Raw genomic sequence first — 19,668 nt, 5'->3', positions numbered from 1 at the left:
GTCCTTACGCCGTGAACTGGACACAGTGCCGTGTCTGCTGGCGATCCACCCGGATCTGCCGGCCACGGACGGGGTAATAGCCGCGCACGTCCTCGGTGCGCTGGCGGGTGACGTGCAGCAGGCCTTGCAGGCGCGACCGGCGGCCCTTCAGCTCGGCGGCCATGCCGGTCTGCAGGTCGGCCATTTCGCTGATCATCGACTGCAGCTGCGGCGCCCAGTGGCGGCCCGTGGCCGCCCGCGCGCCGGCCGGCACCTGGTGCAGCGTCACGCGCATCACCGCCTCCGCCTCACGCAGCTGCTTCAGCGCGTTGTACATGGCGCGGCGGCGCTCCAGGCTGGCTTCGCCGAAACGGGCGGCGGCCTGGAAGGCGGCGAAGGCTTCGGCCATGGCGGGCGGGAACTGGTTGGCGCCGGCGGGCGGCGCCGACGGGGCCGGCAGGGCCAGCGCGGTGGGCGCCGCCTCGTCCGCCTTGGCGGCGGGGGCCGGAACCGTGAACAGACGTGAGAAGAAAGAGCTCATCGCTTACCCCTCCGATGGGCCGGCAGATAGGCGTTGTTGAGGGCACGGGAGTAGAGGTTCAGGGCCTGCGAGCGCTGCTGCTGCACCTGGATCAGGGGCCGCAGGTCGGCCAGCGCCTGCTCCAGCCGTTCCACGTAGCGGGTCAGGTCGTCGATCAGCGCCAGATTGGCCGCCCGGCGCACCTCGCCGTTGACCCGCACGCCCGGCGTCAGCACGGACCGCGCCGACGCTTCCAGCCGCTTGCCCTCGCGCAGCAAACGGTCCAGCCGCTTGGTGTCGAAGGCGGACGAACCGGTGCCGGGCAAGGGGACGGGCAGGGAACCGGCGTCGAAAACCGGGCCGGAGACCGGGGTGGGTTCCTCGGCCTGGGTCAGGATCAACAGCGGGGGGACGAAGGGCGGTTTCATGGGCGCCGGCTCCTTACTGCTTGGCCTGCAGCAGGGTGGTCAGCATGTCCTGCGCCGTGGACACGACCTTGGCCGCGGCCGAATAGGCCTGCTGCGCATAGATCATGCGGCTCAGTTCATCGGAAACGTCGGTGGTCGAGCTTTCCAGCGAGCTGGATTCGATGGTGCCGGCGCCGTCGGTCCCGGCTTCCTTCAAGGTGTAGGACCCTGATTCCGTGGACTGGGCGTAGGTCTGGCCCGACACGGCGGTCAGGCCGTTTTCGTTGGCGAAGGTCGCCACCGGTACCTTGTAGATCGTGCTGGATTGGCCGTTGTCGAAATTGGCGACCACGCTGCCGTCGGAATTGATGTCCACGCTGCTCAGCGTGCCCTTGGCGTAGCCGTCCTGGGTGCTGCTGGTGGTGGTGATGCCGGGCGAGGTGCTGGTGCTGGCGAACTGGGTGAGGGCGCCGCTGCCGCCGTTCTCGCCATAGTCCAGGGTGATGGAGCTGTCGGTGGCGCCGGAACTCCAGCCGGTGACGCCCAGCGTGATGTCCGTGGTGGGGCTGGCCAGGCTGCCGTCGGTGTTGAAGGTCAGGGTGACGGGCGTGCCGCTGCTGGTGCCGGTGACGGTGGAACCGTCGGCGGACGACACCGGGTTGGCGGCGTCCAGTTCCCAGCTGTTGGTGCCCGTCTTGGTCCAGGTCATCGTCACCGTGCTGCTGTTGCCCAGGCTGTCGTAGACCTCGGTGTCGGTCGTGAAGCTGTCGCCCACGTCCGCGTTGGACGGCAGGTTCATGCTGGTCGTCACCTCGGTCGTCGCCTTGGGCGAGCCGCTGATGTCGTTCAGGTTGATCTTTTCCAGGCTGCTGGTGTTGCTGCGGTTCGTGGCCGTGATGTTGCCGCTGTCATCCGTGGCCCAGCCTTCCAGGTAGTAGCCCTCGGCGTTCACCAGGTTGCCGTCGTCATCCTCGGTGAAGCTGCCGTCGCGGGTGTAGTAGGCCTGGGTGCTGCTGCCATCGTTCACCACGAACATGCCGTCGCCATCCAACGCCAGGTTGGTGGAGGTGGTGGTGGAGGTGATGTCGCCCTGGTTGCTGACCGTCTGCACCGTGCTGGCGGTGACGCCGCCGTAGTCGGCGGAGCCCGACTGGCTGTCGGTCAGCAAGGCCGTGAAGGCCGTGTCCGACGCCTTGTAGCCCGTGCTGGACGAGTTGGCGATGTTGCTCGAGATCGACGAGAACGCCTTGGACTGGGCGTAGAGGGCCGAGGTGGCGGTGTTCAGGGCGCTGAAAATGCTCATTGCCGTGGTTCCCTGAGATTTGGAAGGACCGGATGTCGGTGGGCCGGCGGTTGGGGGATCGAGGCCGCCACCTCGAAAAAACGCTTATTTGTCAGAGGATTGACGTCACGTCGTCCATGCTAACCTCATACGACCCCAGCTCCAGCATCGCGGTGCCGCTGGAGGTGTCGACGCCTGTCACCTTGCCCACGCCGTAGGCGGTGGGGGTGGTGGCGGTGCCGTCGGTGGTGGCGGTGACGGTCATGGTGTAGGTGCCGGACGTGGCCGTGGTGCCGTCGGTCTGGGTGCCGTCCCACGTGATGTAGTTGCTGCCGGCCGTCGTGGTGCCGGAGCCCGTGTAGACGACGTTGCCGCTGCTGTCGGTGACCGAGTAGCTGACGCTGTCGGCGGCCGACGACAGGTTGTAGTTCCAGATGGCCGACCCGTCCTGCAAGGGGGCGGAGTTGCTGTCGGTCGAAACCGTCTGCCCCATGTAGCTATAAGCCGGGTAGCTGCTGGTGAACGTGTTCAGCGTGCTGCTGATGGTGTCCAGCATGGTGGTGGACGCTTCCTGCGCCTCCAGGCTCGACATCTGGACCAGCTGCGTCGTGAACGTGCTGGTGTCCATGGGGCTGGTCGGATCCTGCGTCTGCAGTTCCTGAAGCAGCAGCGTCAGCATGGTCGTGAAGTCGCCCAGCGAAGAGGTGGACGATGAGGACGAGGACGTGCTGGTGCTGCTCGAGCTTGAACTGGTGCTGCTTACTGACGTCACGACTGACCTCCATCATCCGGCGGCGGAACCCTGTCACCACCTTTGGCGAACGGTTCCCGGATCCCGCGTTGGGATTGGCTTTCAGTCGGTTCAACGGCAGCCCTTATAGAAGCGGGCGCACTTTTTTTCGAAAATCCAAAAAAAAGTTTCGAGCCACGAAGTCGATGCGTCGGCTATATGCTTCTCGGGTGTTTGGTTAAGTTTTCAAACAGAGTATCGAGTATTTAGATAGGCAGTTTTTATCTGGATATTTATTTCCTATAGGCAGTTTTTGCCCGGCAATCTTTGCATTGCGTCCGTGGCGTCGTCAAAAAATGGCGGGAATCCTAGGGTTGTGCGGCACGCGCCCACGTGGGGATGCGCCTGTGCGCCCGGCAGTTTTTGCCCATCGGAATGCCGGTGGGCTTGAATGCGGGATCGATGCGACGGAATGGCCGCGCCCCCGACGTGAGGGGATGGGCAAGCGATCGAAACGGAAGGGGCCGCCTTCATGGCCATGACACGGGTGCGGGACGGCCAGGTTGACGCGGCGGGGGATCCCACCTTGGCCGCGGCGGCATCGTTGCTGGAAGCCGGGCGGCCTGATGCCGCCTGGGCGGTGTGCCAGCCGGCATTGGAAGCGGGCATCCGGGCCCCTGACTGGCTGGCCCTGTCCGGCCGGGTGCTGCTGGCGCTGGACCGGCCGGTGGAGGCGGAACCGCTGCTGGCGTTGGCGGCCGGGACCACCACGGGTGTGACGCAGGCGGCGGCCCTGGGGCTTTTCACCCTGTGGGGCGTGGCGCTGCGCCGTCTGGGCCGCGTTGCCCAGGCGGAACAGGTGCTGCGCATGGCGATCCGTCTGTCGCCGAATGACGCGCTGTGCCATAGCAACCTGGCGGCGGTGCTGCGTGTCCTGGGCCGGCTGGCCGATGCGGAGGCCGCGGTGCGCCGCGCCCTGGCGCTGGACCCCGACCTGGTCAACGGCCATGTCAACCTCGCCTCCATCCGCCTGGCGCGGCAGGATCCCGCCGGCGCCCTGGCAGCGGCCGGCCAGGCCCTGGCCCGTGACCCGGCCCAGGCGGACGCGCTGTATACCCGGGCCGCCGCCTTGCAGATGCGGAACGACCTGACGGGCGCTGCCGACGCCTGGGACGATGGCGTGCGGGCCTGTCCAGGGGACCCACGCCTGGTGTTCGGCCAGGCCAACCTGAATCTGAACCGTGGCCGCCTGGACCAGGCCTGGCCGGGTTACGAGGCGCGCTTCGCGGCCGAGCCCCAGCACTTCCGCCCAGCACCGGCCTTGCCGCGCTGGACCGGGGGGCGCGTGGCGGAGGGGCCGCTGCTGATCTGGCGGGAACAGGGACTGGGCGATGAGCTGATGTTCGCCAGCTGTTATGCCGACGCCGTGGCGGCCGCGGGATCGGCGATCATCCGCTGTGATCCCCGCCTGGTGGGTCTGTTCGGTCGGGCTTTCCCGGGCGCCCAGGCCGTGGCGGAGGCGCGGGGCGTCACCACCGTTCCCGATCCCGCCGAGGGGCGGGCCGTGGCGCAGGTGCCGGCGGGCTCCCTGCCTGGCCTGCTGCGTTCCCGGCTGGCGACCTTCGGCAGGGAGGGGGCGGGTTTCCTGTCGGCCCGGCCGGATCTGGCGGATCATTGGCGCGACCGGCTGGCGGCCCTGGATGAGGATGGCGCGCCCACCTTGAAGGTAGGCCTGTGCTGGCGTAGCGGCCTGGTGGTGGAAAGCCGTGACGGGCGCTACACCACCCTGGCGGATTGGCGGCCGCTGCTGACCCTGCCGGGCGTGACGGTCGTGACGCTGCAATACGGCGACACGGCGGCCGAGCGGGCGGCCCTGGGCGATGCCGCCCCCCATCATTTCCCGGACCTGGATCAGCGTGACGATCTGGAAGGGCTGTCGGCCCTGCTGTCGACCCTGGATCTGGTCATCACCGTGCCCACGGCCACGGGGGAACTGGCGGCGGCGCTGGGCGTGCCGGTCTGGCGCCTGGCGGGCCATCTGGACGTCACCTCGCTGGGCACAGGCGCGCGACCGTGGTTCCCGTCCATGCGGGTCTTCAATTCCGGCGGCCAGACCCAGGCCAGCCTGGTCGGGCGGGTGGTTGCGGCCCTGTCAAGTCAGGCCTGAATCCTGAGTCCGGACACACCAAAGCATCCCCCGGCATCAGATGACCGGAGGATGCTTTCGGCATTCGGGATGCGCCGCCGCCTGGCGGCGGCACCTCAAGAGGCGTGGCGCAGGGCGTGGGCGTGCGACCGGTCACCGTAGGGGCGCATCTGGTCGGCCCGGCGGGAGCGGTCACGGATGATGCGCAGTGCTTCCAGCAGGGTGCGCCGCTGGCTGGCGTCCAGGTCGGCCAGCAGCAGATCGTTCACCGACTGGCGCAACGGCTGCAAACGGCGCAGCACGGCCAAGCCTTCCGCCGTGGCGGACAGCAGCTTGCGGCGGCGGTCGCTGGGATCGTCCTCCTGCCGGATCAGGCCCTTGCGCAGCAGCTCCGTCACCGTGGCGCTGATGTGCGGACGGGACAGGCCGCGGGCGGCGGCGATCTCGGACGAGAAGATGCAACCCGCCCGGCCCAGGTCGGCGCCGGCGAAGGCGTCGATATGCGGGTCGTTGGCGGGCAGGCCGCTGGGACCGTCGTTGAAGTTGCGGTCACCCGCCACGTTCATCAGCACGGTCCATTGCGGCGCGGTCAGCCCCGCTTCCTCCAGCAAGGGTTCGCTGTGGCGGACCAGGGCGTTGGCGACGTCGACGACGCACAGGGCGATGGCGTCCTCGGGGCGGAAATGGGCAAGGGCGTCGGGCATGGAATGGAACCCCCACGTAACTGTTTTCAGGCCCCCACCATGCCCCCTCCGACCCACCCCGGCATTGACCAGGATCAATAGGGGCCGGGAAATCGGGATCATCATGGTCCTATATACGAAAGGGGTGGTTTCGCCAGTGGCCTTTGGTCGTGACCGATCAAAGCTGCCCTCAATCGCCGGGCGGCCCCCTCCGGGGGCTTGGGCTATCCTCGGTTTCCAGTCCACGTCGTTCCCCGGAAACCTGCGGCGCCCGCAGTCGCGGGCTACAACGGCACTTGTGCCCTTGGCATTGCGCTTTGGAATCAGGGCATGAAAAAGGCGGCCGACATAGGGCCGGCCGCCTTTCCCGGGGGTGATCCCCCAAACCATGCGTGGATCAGAGCGGGCGCAGGTTCCCGGCCGCCGACTTGCCCTTGCGGGGGTCGTGCTGCAGGTCGAAGCTGACCTTCTGGCCTTCATTCAGGGAACGCAGGCCCGCCTGTTCGACGGCGCTGATGTGCACGAACACGTCGGCCGTGCCGTCCTCAGGCTGAATGAAGCCGAAACCCTTGGTGCTGTTGAACCACTTAACGGTGCCGATGGGCATAGTCTCTCCTTTGGGGGTATTCCCCGGTACGGATGTCGCCCGGCCGCGCGCGTGCGGCCACGGGCGTCAAATTGCGACGGAACCCGTGCCGGTGTGCCGGGGGCAGATCCTGAACAAATTCGACCGTATAGTGATGCGGCGGAGTTCGTTTCAGGACAAGCAAGAAACGCTGAACAATACTTAAAGTCATTCAGCGATTGTCCTGATGGGTGGGGGGAACGCAGGCGGCGGATATAACCGGGCCGCCTTTCGGCCGATAGGAATAGGCCGGCATTCCCCCACCGGATATTGGACCCCGGTATCAGGGCCCGATATGGGGTCAGTTGCGGTGCCCGATTCCGAACACCGTCAACGCCTCGCGCAATTCCGGCAGGGCGCGGTCGACCACGGCCTTGCCCTCGGCGATGGCCTCCTCCGCCCGGTCGAATTCCAGCAGGCCGATATGGCCCAGGCGGGGTTTCAGGTGGATGTCCGGCGGCTCGCCCGCCAGGCGCGACCGGGTGATGCGGTCCAGCGCGATGCCCAGCGACGTTGCCATGACGCCGAACATGCTGGGGCCCTCATACTTGGGCGGCGGTGGCCGGCGGCGGGACTGGAGGAAGGCCGACAGGAATTCGAAGTTGTGCTTGCCGTGGCCCTGGGCACCGATCTGGGCGGCCTGCGCCTCGGCTACGGCGGTGCCGTCGGGCGGCGCCTCCATATCCTCGGTGGCGGGGGCGGCGTCGGGCGGGGCGGCGGCCGTGGCTTCCCCGTCATGGCGGCCCCGGGTGCGGCCGATGATGTCGGCGTTCAGGTCGACGGCCAGCACCATGGCGGCCCCCATGGCGCGGCAGGCGGCCACGGGTACCGGGTCGACCAGGGCGCCGTCCACCAGCCAGCGGCCGTCCACATGGCTGGGCGGGAAGATGCCCGGCATGGCGTAGGAAGCGCGCATCGCCTCCACCACCGACCCGCGGCGCAGCCACACCTCCTTGCCGGTGGCCAGATCGGTGGCCACGGTGATGAAGGGGCGGCCCAGATCGTCGAAGGTGGCGTCGCCGATGTGCTGGTTCAGTTCGGCCAGCAGCTTCTCACCGCCGATCAGGCCGCCGCCGGTGCGCAGCCGCAGGTCCAGCAGGCCCAGGATGCGCATCTTGGTCAGGGTGCGCGCCCAGTTCTCCAGCGTGTCCAGATGGTCGGCCAGATAGACGCCGCCCACCAGCGCGCCGATGGAACAGCCGGCGACGACATCGGGCACGATGCCGTGCTGGGCCAGGCCGCGCAGCACCCCGATGTGGGCCCAGCCGCGGGCGACGCCGCCCCCCAGCGCCAGGCCTAGCTTGGGACGGGGGTGGGGGCGTTCTGCGTGACGATCGGGCATGGCGACGGGGTATCTCCGGGGGGTGGCCACCATAAGGTAGGGCGGGTGACCAAGGGGAACAGCGTACCGGCTTCTGATAGGCGGTGAAAGTGGCGGCGGCGCGGCGCTGATGTCTGCTATCGTGGCGGCCCTTTCGTTTGTCGCGGATTTCCAGGCATGACCAGCGCCCCCCGGCTTCTGTTCCCCGTCCCGCAGCCGACCGTGCCGGTGGTGGGGCAGGACGCGGTCTTTCCCGTCCATCGCATCTATTGCATCGGGCGCAACTATGCCGCCCACGCCCGCGAGATGGGCTCCGACCCCACGCGCGAACCGCCCTTCTTCTTCCAGAAGCCGGCGGACGCGGTGCAGGTGGTCCCGGTCGGCACGGTGGCCGACCATCCCTATCCCAGCCTGACCCAGAACTATCATTATGAGGTGGAACTGGTGGCGGCCCTGGCGGTCGGCGGCCGCAACATCCCGGTGGAACAGGCGCTGGACCATGTCGTCGGATATGCCGTCGGCCTGGACATGACCCGCCGCGACCTGCAGCGCGCCATGGGCGACATCAAGAAACCGTGGGAGATCGGCAAGGCCTTCGATCGTGCCGCCCCCATCGGCCCGCTGCACCCGGTGTCCCTGGTCGGCCACCCGGCCGCCGGCGCCATCACCCTGTGGGTGAACGGTGCGGCCAAGCAGTCGTCCACCCTGGACCAGATGACCTGGAAGGTGGCGGAGCAGATCGCCAACCTGTCCCAGGCCTTCACCCTGCTGCCCGGCGACCTGATCTTCACCGGCACGCCGGAGAATGTGGGGCCGGTGGTGCCGGGCGACGTGATCGTAGCCCATATCGACGGCCTGCCCGACCTGTCGATCCGGATCACGGAGCGGGAATGAGGCGGCCGCTGTGGCTGGCGGCGGGCCGGCTGTGTTAAGCATGGCCCGTTTTCTTTTGTGGGCCGCCGGCCTGCCGCATCCCGAGGTTCGTTGGTCCCTTGTCGAAGAAGCCTAAGCAGAAGCCGCAGCACACCGCCACCATGCCGCTGGTGCGGCGCCTGGCCGGCAATTACCTGCGGCCCTACATCGGCATGGTGCTGCTGGCCAGCGTCCTGATCGCCGTCAACGCCGGCAGTTCCGCCGTGCTGGCGCAGAAGCTGGTGCCCCTGATCGATGAGGTGCTGAGCGGCAAGAACCCCGGCTATCTGCGCACTTTCGCCATTATCGTGTTCGCCACGTTCGTCGTGCGGGGATTTTCCGGGTATTTTTCGGCCGTTCTCATGAATAACGTGGGACAGCGGCTGGTGGCGGCACTGCAGAAGCAGCTGTACAATCACCTGATCAAGGCGGATCTCGCCTACCTGCACTCCCTGCCGTCGGGCCAGCTGGTGTCCAGCCTGGTGAACGACGTGAACCAGGTGCGCCAGGGTACGGCCGAGGTGCTGACCAATTACGGCCAGAGCGCCCTGACCCTGATCTTCCTGGTGGGGGTGATGTTCCAGCAGGACTGGCTGCTGGCCACCATCTCGCTGACCGTGGTGCCCTTCACCACCCTCATGATGGGGCGCATGACCGGGCGCCTGCGCCGGGTGGCCGGCCGCACGCAGGCGGCGCTGGGCACCTTCGCCAGCCTGCTGACCCAGACCTTCCAGGGGGCCCGCCACGTCAAGGCCTACGGCATGGAGGCGTATGAGCAGCAGCGCGTGGCCACCATCGCCGACGATCTGCGCAAGCTGACCAACAAGTCCTTCCGCGTCTCCTCCTCGCTCATTCCCATCAATGAGATCCTGAGCGGCTTCATCTTCGTCGGCGTCATCATCTATGGCGGGCTGGAGGCGGCGGCCGGGCACAGCACGGCCGGCACCCTGACCAGCTTCACCGGCGCCTTCCTGCTGGCGTTCGAGCCGCTGAAGCGCCTGGCCAAGCTTCAGACCCAGCTGCAGATCAGCCTGGCCTCGGCGGAGCGGGTGTTCGCCCTGCTGGACACCCCGCCCACCATCGTCGACCGCTCGGATGCCGCGGACCTGTCCGTCGCCAGCCACGCCATCGAATTCAAGGACGTGCGGTTCGCCTACCAGGACGGGACGATGGCGCTGGACGGCATCGACCTGACGGTGCCGGCCGGTAGGACGGTGGCGCTGGTGGGGTCCAGCGGGTCGGGCAAGACCACCATCCTGAACCTGATCCCCCGCTTCTACGACGTCACCGGCGGGGCGGTGACCCTGGGCGGCACCGACATCCGCGACGTCACCCTGTCGTCCTTACGCGCCGCCATCGGCCTGGTCAGCCAGGAGACGGGGCTGTTCGACGACACCGTGCTGGGCAACATCGCCTATGGCCGCCTGTCCGCCACCCGGGAAGAGGTGGAGGCCGCGGCCAAGGCGGCGGCGGCGCATGACTTCATCCTGGGCCTGCCCCAGGGCTACGACACCCCGGTGGGCGAGAACGGGGTGAAGCTGTCGGGCGGCCAGCGCCAGCGCATCGCCATCGCCCGCGCCATGCTGAAGAACGCGCCCGTCCTGCTGCTGGACGAGGCGACATCGGCCCTGGACAGCGAGTCCGAACGCCTGGTGCAGGATGCCCTGCGTCGGTTGCAGCAGGGCCGCACCACCCTGGTCATCGCCCATCGCCTGTCCACCATCATCGACGCCGACCGCATCTATGTCATCGACGGCGGCCGGGTGGTGGAATCCGGCACGCATGACGAGTTGCTGGCGCTGGACGGCGCCTATGCCCGCTTCCACGCGTTGCAGGCCGGCGGCGGCCACGGCACGGTGGCGGAACTGGACGCCGGCTCCCTGGCGGCGGCCGCCAGCCTGTCCGCGGCGGGCTGACGCCATGCGCGGCGGCACCGTCACGAACATGGTGTTCATGGTCGTGGCGGTTGCCCTGGTCGCGGCGACCCTCTGGTTCGGCGCCCTGCTGACCAAGCTGTCGCGCCTGGGCGGGGCGGCCCTGTTCACCCATCCCCGCCTGCCCGATCCCGGCGCCCCGCCGGACGGCAGCGGCCTGCGCGCCGTGGCCTATCCGGCCGCCGACGGTGCCCTGCTGGCCGCCTGGGCCGCCGACCCGGCCGGCCTGACCAAGCCCGTCATCCTGGTCCTGGCCGGTCCCGGCCAGCGCCGCGCCGACCTGGCCGACCTCGCCGGTGCCGTGACGGCCGCCGGCTACGGCGTGTTCCTGACATGCCGCCGCCCGTCCTCCCTCCTGCCCGCGGGCGGGGAGTGGGGGGAGGCGGGGTTGCTGAGCGATGCGCGGGCGGCGCTGGATCATCTGACGGCGCAAGGTTTTTCCGGTTCCCGCCTGGTTGTCCTGGGCGTGTCGGCCGCCGCTGCCCTGGCGGTGCAGATGGCCTGGGAACGCAAGCCGGCGGCCCTGGTGCTGGCGGCCCCGCCGACCTCGGGCGCCGACCTGCTGGCGGCACACTGGCATCTTTCCTTCCTGGCCGGCGTGGCCAGCAATCCCCTGGCGGTGGTGAAACGGCTGAGGGCCGCGCCCCACACCTGCCCGCTGCTGGTGCTGCACGGCGGGTTCGACCGGGTGGTGTCGCCGGCCATGGGCCAGGCGGTGTTCCAGGCGGCGGCGCATCCCAAGACGCTGGGCATCATCCCCGGTGCCGGCCATGGCGACCTGTGGGAAAGGGGCGGCATCGACGCGCTGTTGGACTTCCTGGCCGGTCCCCGCGCCAAGGCGGAAACGTTGGAACACGCGGCGCCCAAGCGCCCGCCCGGCCTGCCGGTGCCGCGGGACAGGTCCTAAACCAGGCGCCGCAGCCGGAAGGCGTAGGATCCGTCGGCGTAATAATCCTCCTCCACCGATACCTGGTGGAAGCCCAGGCGGTGGTAGAGCGCGCGGGCGGCGGCGTTTCCCGGATGCACTTCCAGCGACAGCCATTGGTGGCCGCTGTCGCGGGTGTGGGCCAGGGCGGCCTCCACCATGCGGACGGCCAGCCCTTGGCCGCGATGGTCGGGATGGGTCGCCAGGGAATACAGGCGCAAGCCCCGGGTGCCCGCGCGGGACAACAGCACGGCGCCGGCAGCCAGGCCCGCAGGGCCGTCGATCACCAGGATGCGGGCCGATGGCCGTTCCAGCAGGCGGCGAAAGCTGCGCCGGCCCATGCGGTTGAACTCGAAACACGCGTTCTCCAGCACCAGCAGCGCCTCCAGGTCGGCGGGCGTCGCCGGGCGGGGGGCTGGAAAGGACAAGGCGGGGGGCGTGTTCATGGGGCGCCACCTTAAGGACGGGGAAGGAGGGGACCTAATTAAAAGGTCTTTATCTTAAAGCGGCGGCATTGCCATGGAGATTTAATGCCCGTCGCCCGGACACTGGCATCGCTGGCCCCGGAAGCCTGGGGCCACAGGAACCAGGAAAGGGAAGAACCATGGCACGGACCATCGTCATCGAACGCGGCCCGGGCGGCCTGTGGGCGGCCCACGACAGCGCCGGCCTGATCGGCGGCATCTTCACCCGGCGCCGCGACGCCGTGACTTTCGCCGCTTTCCAGCCCGGCCACCCCACCGTGCTGCTGCGTGGCGCCGAACGCCGGCCCCAGCCCAAGCCTGTGCAACGGTGAGGGGAGGGCGCCATGCCGGACTGTTCCACAGGACCCGTCGCCGTTCCCTCATCCATCCCCGCATCGCCCGTTAGATCGTCGCCGCCCGTTGATGTGACCATCGTGGTGGAACGAAGGCGTGACTTCCGCTGGCCCGACCCCGCTGGCCGGGTGATGACCGCCGGCGCCTATGTCGCGGCCTCGGCATCGCCCGGGCGATCACGCCGCGTCATCAATCTGTGCCGCCATGCCGATTATCTGTCGGCCGGCTATTACGCCTCGCTGTTGGCGGAGGCGCGGGGCGATCGCGTCACCCCGGCGCTGCGGACCCTGGCGGACATGACCGGCACCGACCTGGCCGATGGCCTGGCGGACCTGGACGCCGGCCTGGGCACCCTGCCGCCGCCGGCGGCAGGGGCGGAGCGCCGCGTCGCCAACATCTATTTCGGGCAAACGCCCGACGCCGGCCTGGCCAATCTGGCCGCCCGGCTGTTCCAGCGGCTGGACTGCCCCCTGATGCGCCTGACGTTGGTTTTTCGGGAAGGCGCCTGGCATATCGCCGGTGTGGCGCCGCTGGGGCCTGACGGCGTGCCCCCGGCGCACGACGCCCTATTCCTGTCGGCGCTGGACGCCTACGCCCGGCGTCGCTGGCAGCATCCCCGGGGCCGGGCCGCGCCCGCCTTCACCCTGGCGGTGCTGCACGACCCGGCCGACCCGTTGCCGCCCAGCAAGGCCGCCACCTTGGCCCACCTGGCCCGCGTCGGTGCCGACATGGGCATGCGGGTGGAGGTCATCGGCCGCCGCGACCATCGCCACCTGGCCAGCTTCGACGGCCTGTTCATCCGCGAGACCACGGCCGTGCCCCACCACACCTTCCGCTTTGCCCGCAAGGCGGAGGCGCTGGGCATCCCGGTGGTGGATGATCCCACCAGCATCCTGCGCTGCACCAACAAGGTCTACCTGGCGGAAACCCTGGCCGGCCACGGCATCGCGACACCGCGCACCCACCTGATCACCCGCGATGGCCTGGCCCGCGCGGCGGCCACGCTGGCCTTTCCCGCCGTGCTGAAGGTACCGGACGGCGCCTTCTGTCGCGGCGTGGAGCGGGTGATGGACATCGACGCCTTCCATCGCGTGGCCGCAGGCCTGCTGGACCGGTCGGAAATCATCCTGGCGCAGGAATACCTGCCCACGGCCTTCGACTGGCGGGTGGGCGTGCTGGGCGGGCAGGTGCTGTTCGTCGCGCAATATCATATGTGCGCCCACCACTGGCAGATCGTGCGCCATGGCGCCGACGGCAGCCATGACGAAGGCGCCACCCGCGCCGTGGCCGTGGCAGACGCCCCACCGGCGGTATTGGTGGCGGCGCTAAAGGCGGCCCGCCTGATGGGCAATGGCCTCTACGGGGTGGACCTGAAACAGACGGCGGAGGGCCGGGTGGTGGTGATCGAGGTGAACGACAATTCCAACCTGGATGTGGGCGCGGAAGACCGGGCGGAAGGCCCCCAGCTATGGCGCCGCGTCCTGCGCCATTTCCTGGATCACCGTCGCGGCGCCGCCAGCCTGCCGCCGGCTGAGCAGGCGGCCTTGGCCCGCACGGCGGCGGTGCGGGCGGCGGTGGCGTGACGCCAGGGGTATGAGAGCACTGGTTCAAGGCCGGCGACCGCCGGCCCCGGAGCGAGCACAGAAGGGCGGAGCGAGGATCAGCCAAGCTGGCGGATGCCAGCGCCCGGCGCTTGAGGGGGCATAAGAACAACACCGCGTCGCTTTTTTGGTTGGAAGCGTGCGGGGCTGCGAGTATTCAAGGCGCTTGGTTTAACCGGCCCGTGGTGGGTGTCCCCGCCCGGTCCGCCTGTTCCCTGCACCGGGCCCCGGCCCGCGCCAGGACCCAAGGACGTCGTCACCTATGCTGCGCTTTTCGCCCCTGAAGTCCGCGTTGATCGCCCTTGTCTGCCTGCTGGGCGTGGTGTTCTCACTGCCCAGCCTGATCAGCCCGAAATACCTGCCCGGCTGGATAGCCGACCGGCACGTCAATCTGGGCCTGGACCTGAAGGGTGGTTCCTACCTGCTGTTGCAGGTGGATACCGATGCCGTCGCCAAGGAGCGGGTGGAAAGCCTGACGGATGAGGTGCGCACCGCCCTGCGGACCGCCAAGGTCGCCACCGCCAGCGTGACGCCGGCCGCCCGGTCCGTGGTCGTCACCCTGGCGGACGAGTCCACGATGGACGCCGCGCGGGCGGCCCTGGCACAGACGGCCAGCGCCGCCACCGGCAGCGGCGTGCCCGAGATCGACCTGAACACCGATGGCGCCACCCTGACGCTCAGCCTGACCGATGCCGGTTTCAAGGACCGCATTTCCAAGGCGATGGCGCAGTCCCAGGAAATCGTCCGCCGCCGTATCGACGAGACCGGCGTGAACGAGCCCGTCGTGGCCCGCCAGGGCAGCGACCGCATCCTGGTGCAGTTGCCGGGCGTGGACGACCCCGGCCGCATCAAGAAGCTGATCGGCACCACCGCCAAGATGACCTTCCGCCTGGTGGCGGATGGTGAGGCCGTGCGCCCCGATGGCGCCGCCCCCCCGGGCACCCAGCTGCTGACCGCCGCCGACGGCCGGGGTGAGCGCAAGGTCCTGGTGCGCAAGAAGATTGAGGTCGATGGCGCCAACCTGACCGATTCCAGCCCCAGCACCGACCAGACCGGCCGCTGGGTCGTCACCTTCCGCTTCGACAGCATTGGCGCCCGCCGTTTCGCCGAGACCACGGCCAACAACGTGGGCAAGCCCTTCGCCATCGTGCTGGACGACAAGGTCATCAGCGCCCCGGTGATCGAGACGCCCATCACCGGCGGCAGTGGCCAGATCACCGGCAACTTCACGGCGCAGAGCGCCAACGACCTGGCCGTGCTGCTGCGCGCCGGTGCCCTGCCGGTGCCGCTGACGGTGGTGGAAGAACGGACCATCGGACCGGAGCTGGGTGCCGACAGCATCCATGCCGGCCTCACCGCCGTGGGCGTGGGCTTCGTGCTGGTCGTCATCTACATGATCGTCAGCTACGGCCTGTTCGGCGTGTTCGCCAACATCGCCCTGCTGTGCAACCTGTTCCTGACCCTGGCCTTGCTGGGCCTGCTGCAAGCGACGCTGACCCTGCCCGGTATCGCCGGCGCGCTGCTGACCCTGGGCATGGCCGTCGACGCCAACATCCTGATCAATGAGCGTATCCGCGAGGAATTGCGCAAAGGGGCCACGCCGCTGGGCGCGCTGGAGGCCGGCTTCTCCAAGGCCTACGCCACCATCACCGATAGCAACCTGACCACGCTGATCAAGATGGCCATCCTGTTCTCGGTGGGCACCGGCACCATCAAGGGCTTCGCCGTGACCATCAGCCTGGGCATCATAACCTCGATGTTCACGGCCACGGTGGTGGCGCGCCTCATCACGGCCACCTGGTTCCGCCGCTTCCGGCCCAAGACGCTGAACGTCGGCACCCGCCTGCGCCCGGCGCCGGACCACACCAACATTTCCTTCATGAAGGGGCGGCACATGGGCATCGGCATGTCCGTGCTGCTGTCCATCGCCTCCATCGTGCTGTTCTTCAAGCCGGGCCTGAACTACGGCGTGGACTTCGCCGGCGGCGTGGTGATCGAGATCCGCACCGAGGGCCCGGCCGACTTCGCCAAGCTGCGCTCCAAGATGGAAACCCTGCATCTGGGCCCCGTCCAGTTGCAGCAGTTCGGTTCGCCGTCCGACGTGCTGATGCGCCTGGAACAGCAGGCCGGCGGCGACGCCGCCCAGCAGGGTGCGGTGAAGGCCGTGCAGGATGAGTTGACCAAGGACTTCCCCGGCAGCGTCATCCGCCGCCAGGAAGCCGTCGGCGCATCGGTCAGCGCCGAACTGTTCCACGACGGCATGCTGGCCCTGGGGCTGGCGTCCATCGCCATGCTGATCTACATCACCTTCCGCTTCGAATGGCAGTTCGGCATCGGTGCGGTGGTGACCATGTTGCTGGACGTGACCAAGACGGTGGGCTTCTTCGCCATCACCGGCATGCAGTTCAACCTGACGTCCATCGCCGCCATCCTCACCATCATGGGCTACTCGATCAACGACAAGGTCGTGGTCTATGACCGTGTGCGTGAGAATCTGCGCCTGTATCGCAAGATGCCGCTGCGCGAACTGATCGACCGCAGCATCAATGAGACGCTGAGCCGGACCATCGGCACCTCGCTGGCCATCTTCCTGGTGACGGTGCCGCTGGCCCTGCTGGCGGGCGAACAACTGCGCGAGTTCGCCTGGGTGCTGCTGTTCGGCGTGGTGCTGGCCACGTCCTCCTCCATCTTCATCGCCGCCCCCATCCTGCTGTTCCTGGGTGAGAAGAGCCTGCGACGGCCGACGCCGGCCGACGGGGCCGCTGCCCCCGCCACCCCGGCGGAGTGATGGTTTTCCATGCCTTGGGCCCCGGGGATTGATATCCCCGGGGCCCAAGGCGTGTCTGGCCCAAGTGAAGTAAAACCAGGCATTTGCCCGGCCCAATTCCTGCATTAGTGCAATCAAAGCGGAATCGGATTCCGCCCGACCGGCAGAAACTGCCGGCTAGATTCTGCCGATATGTTCGCACATATGTTCCATATCTGCGAACGTGCACCGAATCTCTCAATCTTTACAAATAAGTAAGTAATGGTCCCGCCGTTGCGACGGGCCGTGGGTGTGCGCGTGTTCGCGCCATCCCATGGACGGGGCCGGCGGGGCATCTTCGGGCGGCGTCATCCAGGGTTCCTTCACCGGGGAGAACCCATGTCATGAGTTCGGTATCCGCCTCGGGATCCCAGTCGTCTTATGGCGCCTGGCAAGCCCAATGGGCGTCCCGCACGTCGACCACCACGGCCGGCAGCGATGACACCACGTCAACCACCGGCTCCACCACCGGCACGGACGATCTTTCGTCGCTGCTGGGCGGGGGCTCCGGGTCCACTTCCACCACCGGCAGTAACCCGTTTTCCTTCCAGCTGGGCGACCTGCTGGCCATGCTGCAGGACATCGGCAACAGCAACGACCCGTCCACCACCGAGGCGTCCGGCACGGACGGGTCCACGGCTGACGCGTCCGGCGCCGGCGGTCCCCCGCCCGGCCCGCCGCCGGGGCCGCCGCCTTCCGGTCAGGATGGTTCCCAGGAGGACCCGCTGATGAGCCTGCTGACGCAGCTCGCCAACGGCACCTCCACCTCCACGGCGACCACGTCGGCCGCCTCCAGCACCACGACCACGGACGCCACCACCACCGACGGCACCGACGCGTCCACCGACGGTATCAGCAAGTCGGCGTTCGAAAGCGCCTTCGGCACCGGTACCGGTGCCACCGAACTGGCGGACAAGGTGTTCGCGGCGATGGACAGTGACGGCAACGGCAGCATCAGCCAGTCCGAGGCGCAGACCGCGCTGAAGTCGGCGGGCGGCGGCCATCACGGCGGGCATCATCATGGCGGCAGCGGTGGTGGTGGGGTCGGTGGGGCCTCGTCCTCGACCTCCACGCTGCTGAGCGACACCAGCACCGATGACACCGACCCGACCTCGGCCGCCAGCATCCTGGGCGCGACCGACGGCACGTCGTCGTCCAGCACCTCCACCAGCACCACCGCGACCGCATCGGCGAACGGCACCACGACGTTCGGCGGCGTCACCATCGACAACAGCACGATGCTCAGCGGTTCCGCCCTGATGTTCATGGCGCAGTTGCAGGGTTCCCTCGCGGCGGCCTGATCGGCCTACGGACGCGGCCCCCAAAACGGGTGGCGCCCGCGTCCCCTCAATTCGGTCCTGTGGCGGCGGTATGAAACCATGCCCCGCCGCATGCCGCCCGGGCGGGAATGATACCAGCGGCACGCGTGCCGCTGTAGGCCCCGACCGGGGCTGCCGGAGCTTTCCGGGGAGCGTAGCGGACTGGAAAGTGAGGATGAGCCAAGCCGACGGATGTCGGCGCCCGGCGACTGAGGGGCGGCAGTTGAGCGGTCACGATCAAATGCCGCGTGTACCAGTTCGGGAAATTATCGTGCCAAACAGGAATGCAGTAAAATCAGATATTTACAACAATGCAAAAGTTAAAATCATCCAAGATGGGCATGAAATTCCTGCCGGGTCGGCAGAAATTGCCGGGATGATTTTGCCTGCTGTCGCCCATAAATACATGATCACTGCTGGCGCACCTCTCTGAATCTAATGGAATCAAGGCTGTGATACCTGGTACGGCAGTTGCTTTGAGGGCGGCTGGCGCGTGTTCGCGCATCCTTGGGGGGGCAACCGGTTGGGGGAGCCGTCCTTGAGGGATCCCTTCCTGGAGAGCCCCCGATGAGCTCAGTCTCCTCAACCAATTCGACCCAGTCGCTTTACAGCGCCTGGCTGTCGCAAATGTCGTCGAGTACGTCCACCTCGTCGACCTTCGGCACGTCCAGCACCGACGACACGAGTTCGACGGACGATACCTCGTCCTCTTCCTCCAGCGGTGGCTTGGCCGGCCTGCTGAACGACAACGGCACCACCGCCAATGGCGTCAGCAATCCCTTCGGCAGTTTCCAGACCGGCAGCTTCGCCGCCATGCTGCAGGGCATCGACGGCACCGATGCCACCGCCGCCAGCGATTCCACATCCTCCACCACCAGCGGCAGCAGCGGTACGTCCAGCACGTCCGACGGCACCGACCCGTTGATGGAGATGCTGCAGCAGCTGATGTCCGGCTCGTCCTCCAGCAGTTCCGGTACGGACAGCACGTCCAGCGCATCCGACACCAGCAGTTCCTCATCCACCGACGACACGTCGTCCACCACCGGCACCACATCGACGTCCGGCAGCACCGACTCCTTGCTGGCGATGTTGGAACAGCTGATGAGCGGTCTGTCCTCAAGCTCCAGCGATTCCAGCTCGGATAGTGATTCCAGCACGACCGGCACCAGCGACTCGTCGTCCAGCACGTCGACCGCGTCCAGCACCAGCGGCACGTCCACCAGCAGCACATCGACAGCCAGTACCATGGGCCCGCCGCCCCCGCCGCCGCCGGGCGGGGCCTCCGGCAGTGACGGCACGTCGTCGGACAGTTCCTCCAGCACCAGCACCGCCGTCGCCTCCAGCAGCAGTGACGGCACGTCTGGCAGCAGTTCGACCAACGGCATCACGCTCGATGGCACCACCATCGACCCCAGCTCACTGCTCAGTGGTTCCGCCCTGACCTTCATGGCGCAGCTACAGGGCTCCGCCTTCGGCTGATCCCTCGCACCGGCGGCATGAGGTTTTTCCTCGTGCCGCCATAGGCCCCGGCTGGGGCCGCCGGAGCCTTTCGGGGAACGGAGCGGACTGGAAGGCGAGAAAGCCAAGCGGGTGGATGCCCGCGCCCGGCGACTGAGGGCAACCATATAAAAAACGCCGCCCTCCGGTTCTGGGGGCGGCG

The 19,668-nt window shown here is 68.1% G+C and carries 18 protein-coding genes; 9 read left to right on the top strand and 9 right to left on the bottom strand.

Features of this window, described 5'->3' with window-relative positions; genetic code table 11:
* Positions 1-4 precede the first annotated feature (4 nt).
* The 4 genes from PW843_08565 to PW843_08550 all read right to left on the bottom strand — a co-directional run bounded on the left by PW843_08565 (position 5) and on the right by PW843_08550 (position 2,960).
* Positions 5-520 carry a hypothetical protein gene (locus PW843_08565; protein MDE1146661.1) on the bottom strand — a complete coding sequence of 172 codons (516 nt, stop codon included), beginning with the start codon at positions 518-520 and terminating at the stop codon, positions 5-7.
* Positions 517-927 (bottom strand): hypothetical protein, encoded by a 411-nt coding sequence (locus PW843_08560; GenBank protein MDE1146660.1) that lies wholly within the window; start codon positions 925-927, stop codon positions 517-519. Before PW843_08560 ends, PW843_08565 begins: the two co-directional genes overlap by 4 nt.
* A 13-nt stretch (positions 928-940) precedes the next feature.
* Entirely contained in the window at positions 941-2,209 is a 1,269-nt protein-coding gene (gene flgE, locus PW843_08555) for a flagellar hook protein FlgE (protein ID MDE1146659.1), read from the bottom strand.
* A 91-nt stretch (positions 2,210-2,300) separates the two neighbouring features.
* Positions 2,301-2,960 (bottom strand): flagellar hook capping FlgD N-terminal domain-containing protein, encoded by a 660-nt coding sequence (locus tag PW843_08550; GenBank protein MDE1146658.1) that lies wholly within the window; start codon positions 2,958-2,960, stop codon positions 2,301-2,303.
* A gap of 490 nt (positions 2,961-3,450) precedes the next feature.
* Between PW843_08550 and PW843_08545 the strand changes: the two genes are divergently transcribed.
* Positions 3,451-5,085 carry a tetratricopeptide repeat protein gene (locus tag PW843_08545; GenBank protein MDE1146657.1) on the top strand — a complete coding sequence of 545 codons (1,635 nt, stop codon included), beginning with the start codon at positions 3,451-3,453 and terminating at the stop codon, positions 5,083-5,085.
* A 95-nt stretch (positions 5,086-5,180) separates the two neighbouring features.
* On the opposite strand, the gene PW843_08540 is transcribed toward PW843_08545, so the two are convergent.
* The 3 genes from PW843_08540 to PW843_08530 all read right to left on the bottom strand — a co-directional run bounded on the left by PW843_08540 (position 5,181) and on the right by PW843_08530 (position 7,714).
* Entirely contained in the window at positions 5,181-5,768 is a 588-nt protein-coding gene (locus tag PW843_08540) for a MarR family transcriptional regulator (protein MDE1146656.1), read from the bottom strand.
* Positions 5,769-6,144: 376 nt separating this feature from the next.
* Positions 6,145-6,354, bottom strand: coding sequence for a cold-shock protein (locus tag PW843_08535; protein MDE1146655.1), 210 nt, complete (start codon positions 6,352-6,354; stop codon positions 6,145-6,147).
* 319 nt (positions 6,355-6,673) lie between these two features.
* On the bottom strand, positions 6,674-7,714 hold the full coding sequence (locus PW843_08530; GenBank protein MDE1146654.1) for a patatin-like phospholipase family protein: 1,041 nt from the start codon (positions 7,712-7,714) through the stop codon (positions 6,674-6,676).
* 156 nt (positions 7,715-7,870) lie between these two features.
* Here PW843_08530 and PW843_08525 point away from each other — a divergent pair, with 156 nt between their 5' ends.
* From PW843_08525 to PW843_08515, 3 genes are all read left to right on the top strand, one after another.
* Positions 7,871-8,587 carry a fumarylacetoacetate hydrolase family protein gene (locus PW843_08525; protein ID MDE1146653.1) on the top strand — a complete coding sequence of 239 codons (717 nt, stop codon included), beginning with the start codon at positions 7,871-7,873 and terminating at the stop codon, positions 8,585-8,587.
* A gap of 98 nt (positions 8,588-8,685) precedes the next feature.
* Positions 8,686-10,521: an ABC transporter ATP-binding protein gene (locus tag PW843_08520; GenBank protein ID MDE1146652.1), complete on the top strand. Its 1,836-nt coding sequence runs from the start codon at positions 8,686-8,688 to the stop codon at positions 10,519-10,521.
* Positions 10,522-10,525: 4 nt separating this feature from the next.
* Positions 10,526-11,446, top strand: a complete 921-nt coding sequence (locus PW843_08515; protein MDE1146651.1) for a hypothetical protein — start codon at positions 10,526-10,528, stop codon at positions 11,444-11,446.
* Here the strand turns inward: PW843_08515 and PW843_08510 are convergent.
* Positions 11,443-11,910, bottom strand: a complete 468-nt coding sequence (locus tag PW843_08510) for an N-acetyltransferase (protein MDE1146650.1) — start codon at positions 11,908-11,910, stop codon at positions 11,443-11,445. The genes PW843_08515 and PW843_08510 overlap by 4 nt on opposite strands.
* Positions 11,911-12,068: 158 nt before the next feature.
* Between PW843_08510 and PW843_08505 the strand changes: the two genes are divergently transcribed.
* The 5 genes from PW843_08505 (at position 12,069) to PW843_08485 (ending at position 18,441) form a co-directional block, all read left to right on the top strand.
* The gene (locus PW843_08505) at positions 12,069-12,260 is read left to right on the top strand and encodes a hypothetical protein (protein MDE1146649.1); all 192 of its coding nucleotides are present in this window, start codon (positions 12,069-12,071) and stop codon (positions 12,258-12,260) included.
* Between the two features lie 105 nt (positions 12,261-12,365).
* Positions 12,366-13,865, top strand: coding sequence for a RimK family protein (locus PW843_08500; protein ID MDE1146648.1), 1,500 nt, complete (start codon positions 12,366-12,368; stop codon positions 13,863-13,865).
* Positions 13,866-14,145: 280 nt separating this feature from the next.
* Positions 14,146-16,671, top strand: coding sequence for a protein translocase subunit SecD (gene secD, locus PW843_08495; GenBank protein MDE1146647.1), 2,526 nt, complete (start codon positions 14,146-14,148; stop codon positions 16,669-16,671).
* Positions 16,672-17,033: 362 nt separating this feature from the next.
* On the top strand, positions 17,034-17,990 hold the full coding sequence (locus tag PW843_08490; protein MDE1146646.1) for a hypothetical protein: 957 nt from the start codon (positions 17,034-17,036) through the stop codon (positions 17,988-17,990).
* Between the two features lie 193 nt (positions 17,991-18,183).
* The gene (locus PW843_08485) at positions 18,184-18,441 is read left to right on the top strand and encodes a hypothetical protein (GenBank protein ID MDE1146645.1); all 258 of its coding nucleotides are present in this window, start codon (positions 18,184-18,186) and stop codon (positions 18,439-18,441) included.
* A gap of 172 nt (positions 18,442-18,613) precedes the next feature.
* On the opposite strand, the gene PW843_08480 is transcribed toward PW843_08485, so the two are convergent.
* Entirely contained in the window at positions 18,614-19,393 is a 780-nt protein-coding gene (locus PW843_08480; GenBank protein MDE1146644.1) for a hypothetical protein, read from the bottom strand.
* Between the last annotated feature and the right edge of the window lie 275 nt (positions 19,394-19,668).

The sequence above is a fragment of the Azospirillaceae bacterium genome (assembly GCA_028283825.1).
Taxonomy (GTDB): domain Bacteria; phylum Pseudomonadota; class Alphaproteobacteria; order Azospirillales; family Azospirillaceae; genus Nitrospirillum.
This window is presented reverse-complemented; position numbering and strand designations above follow the sequence as displayed.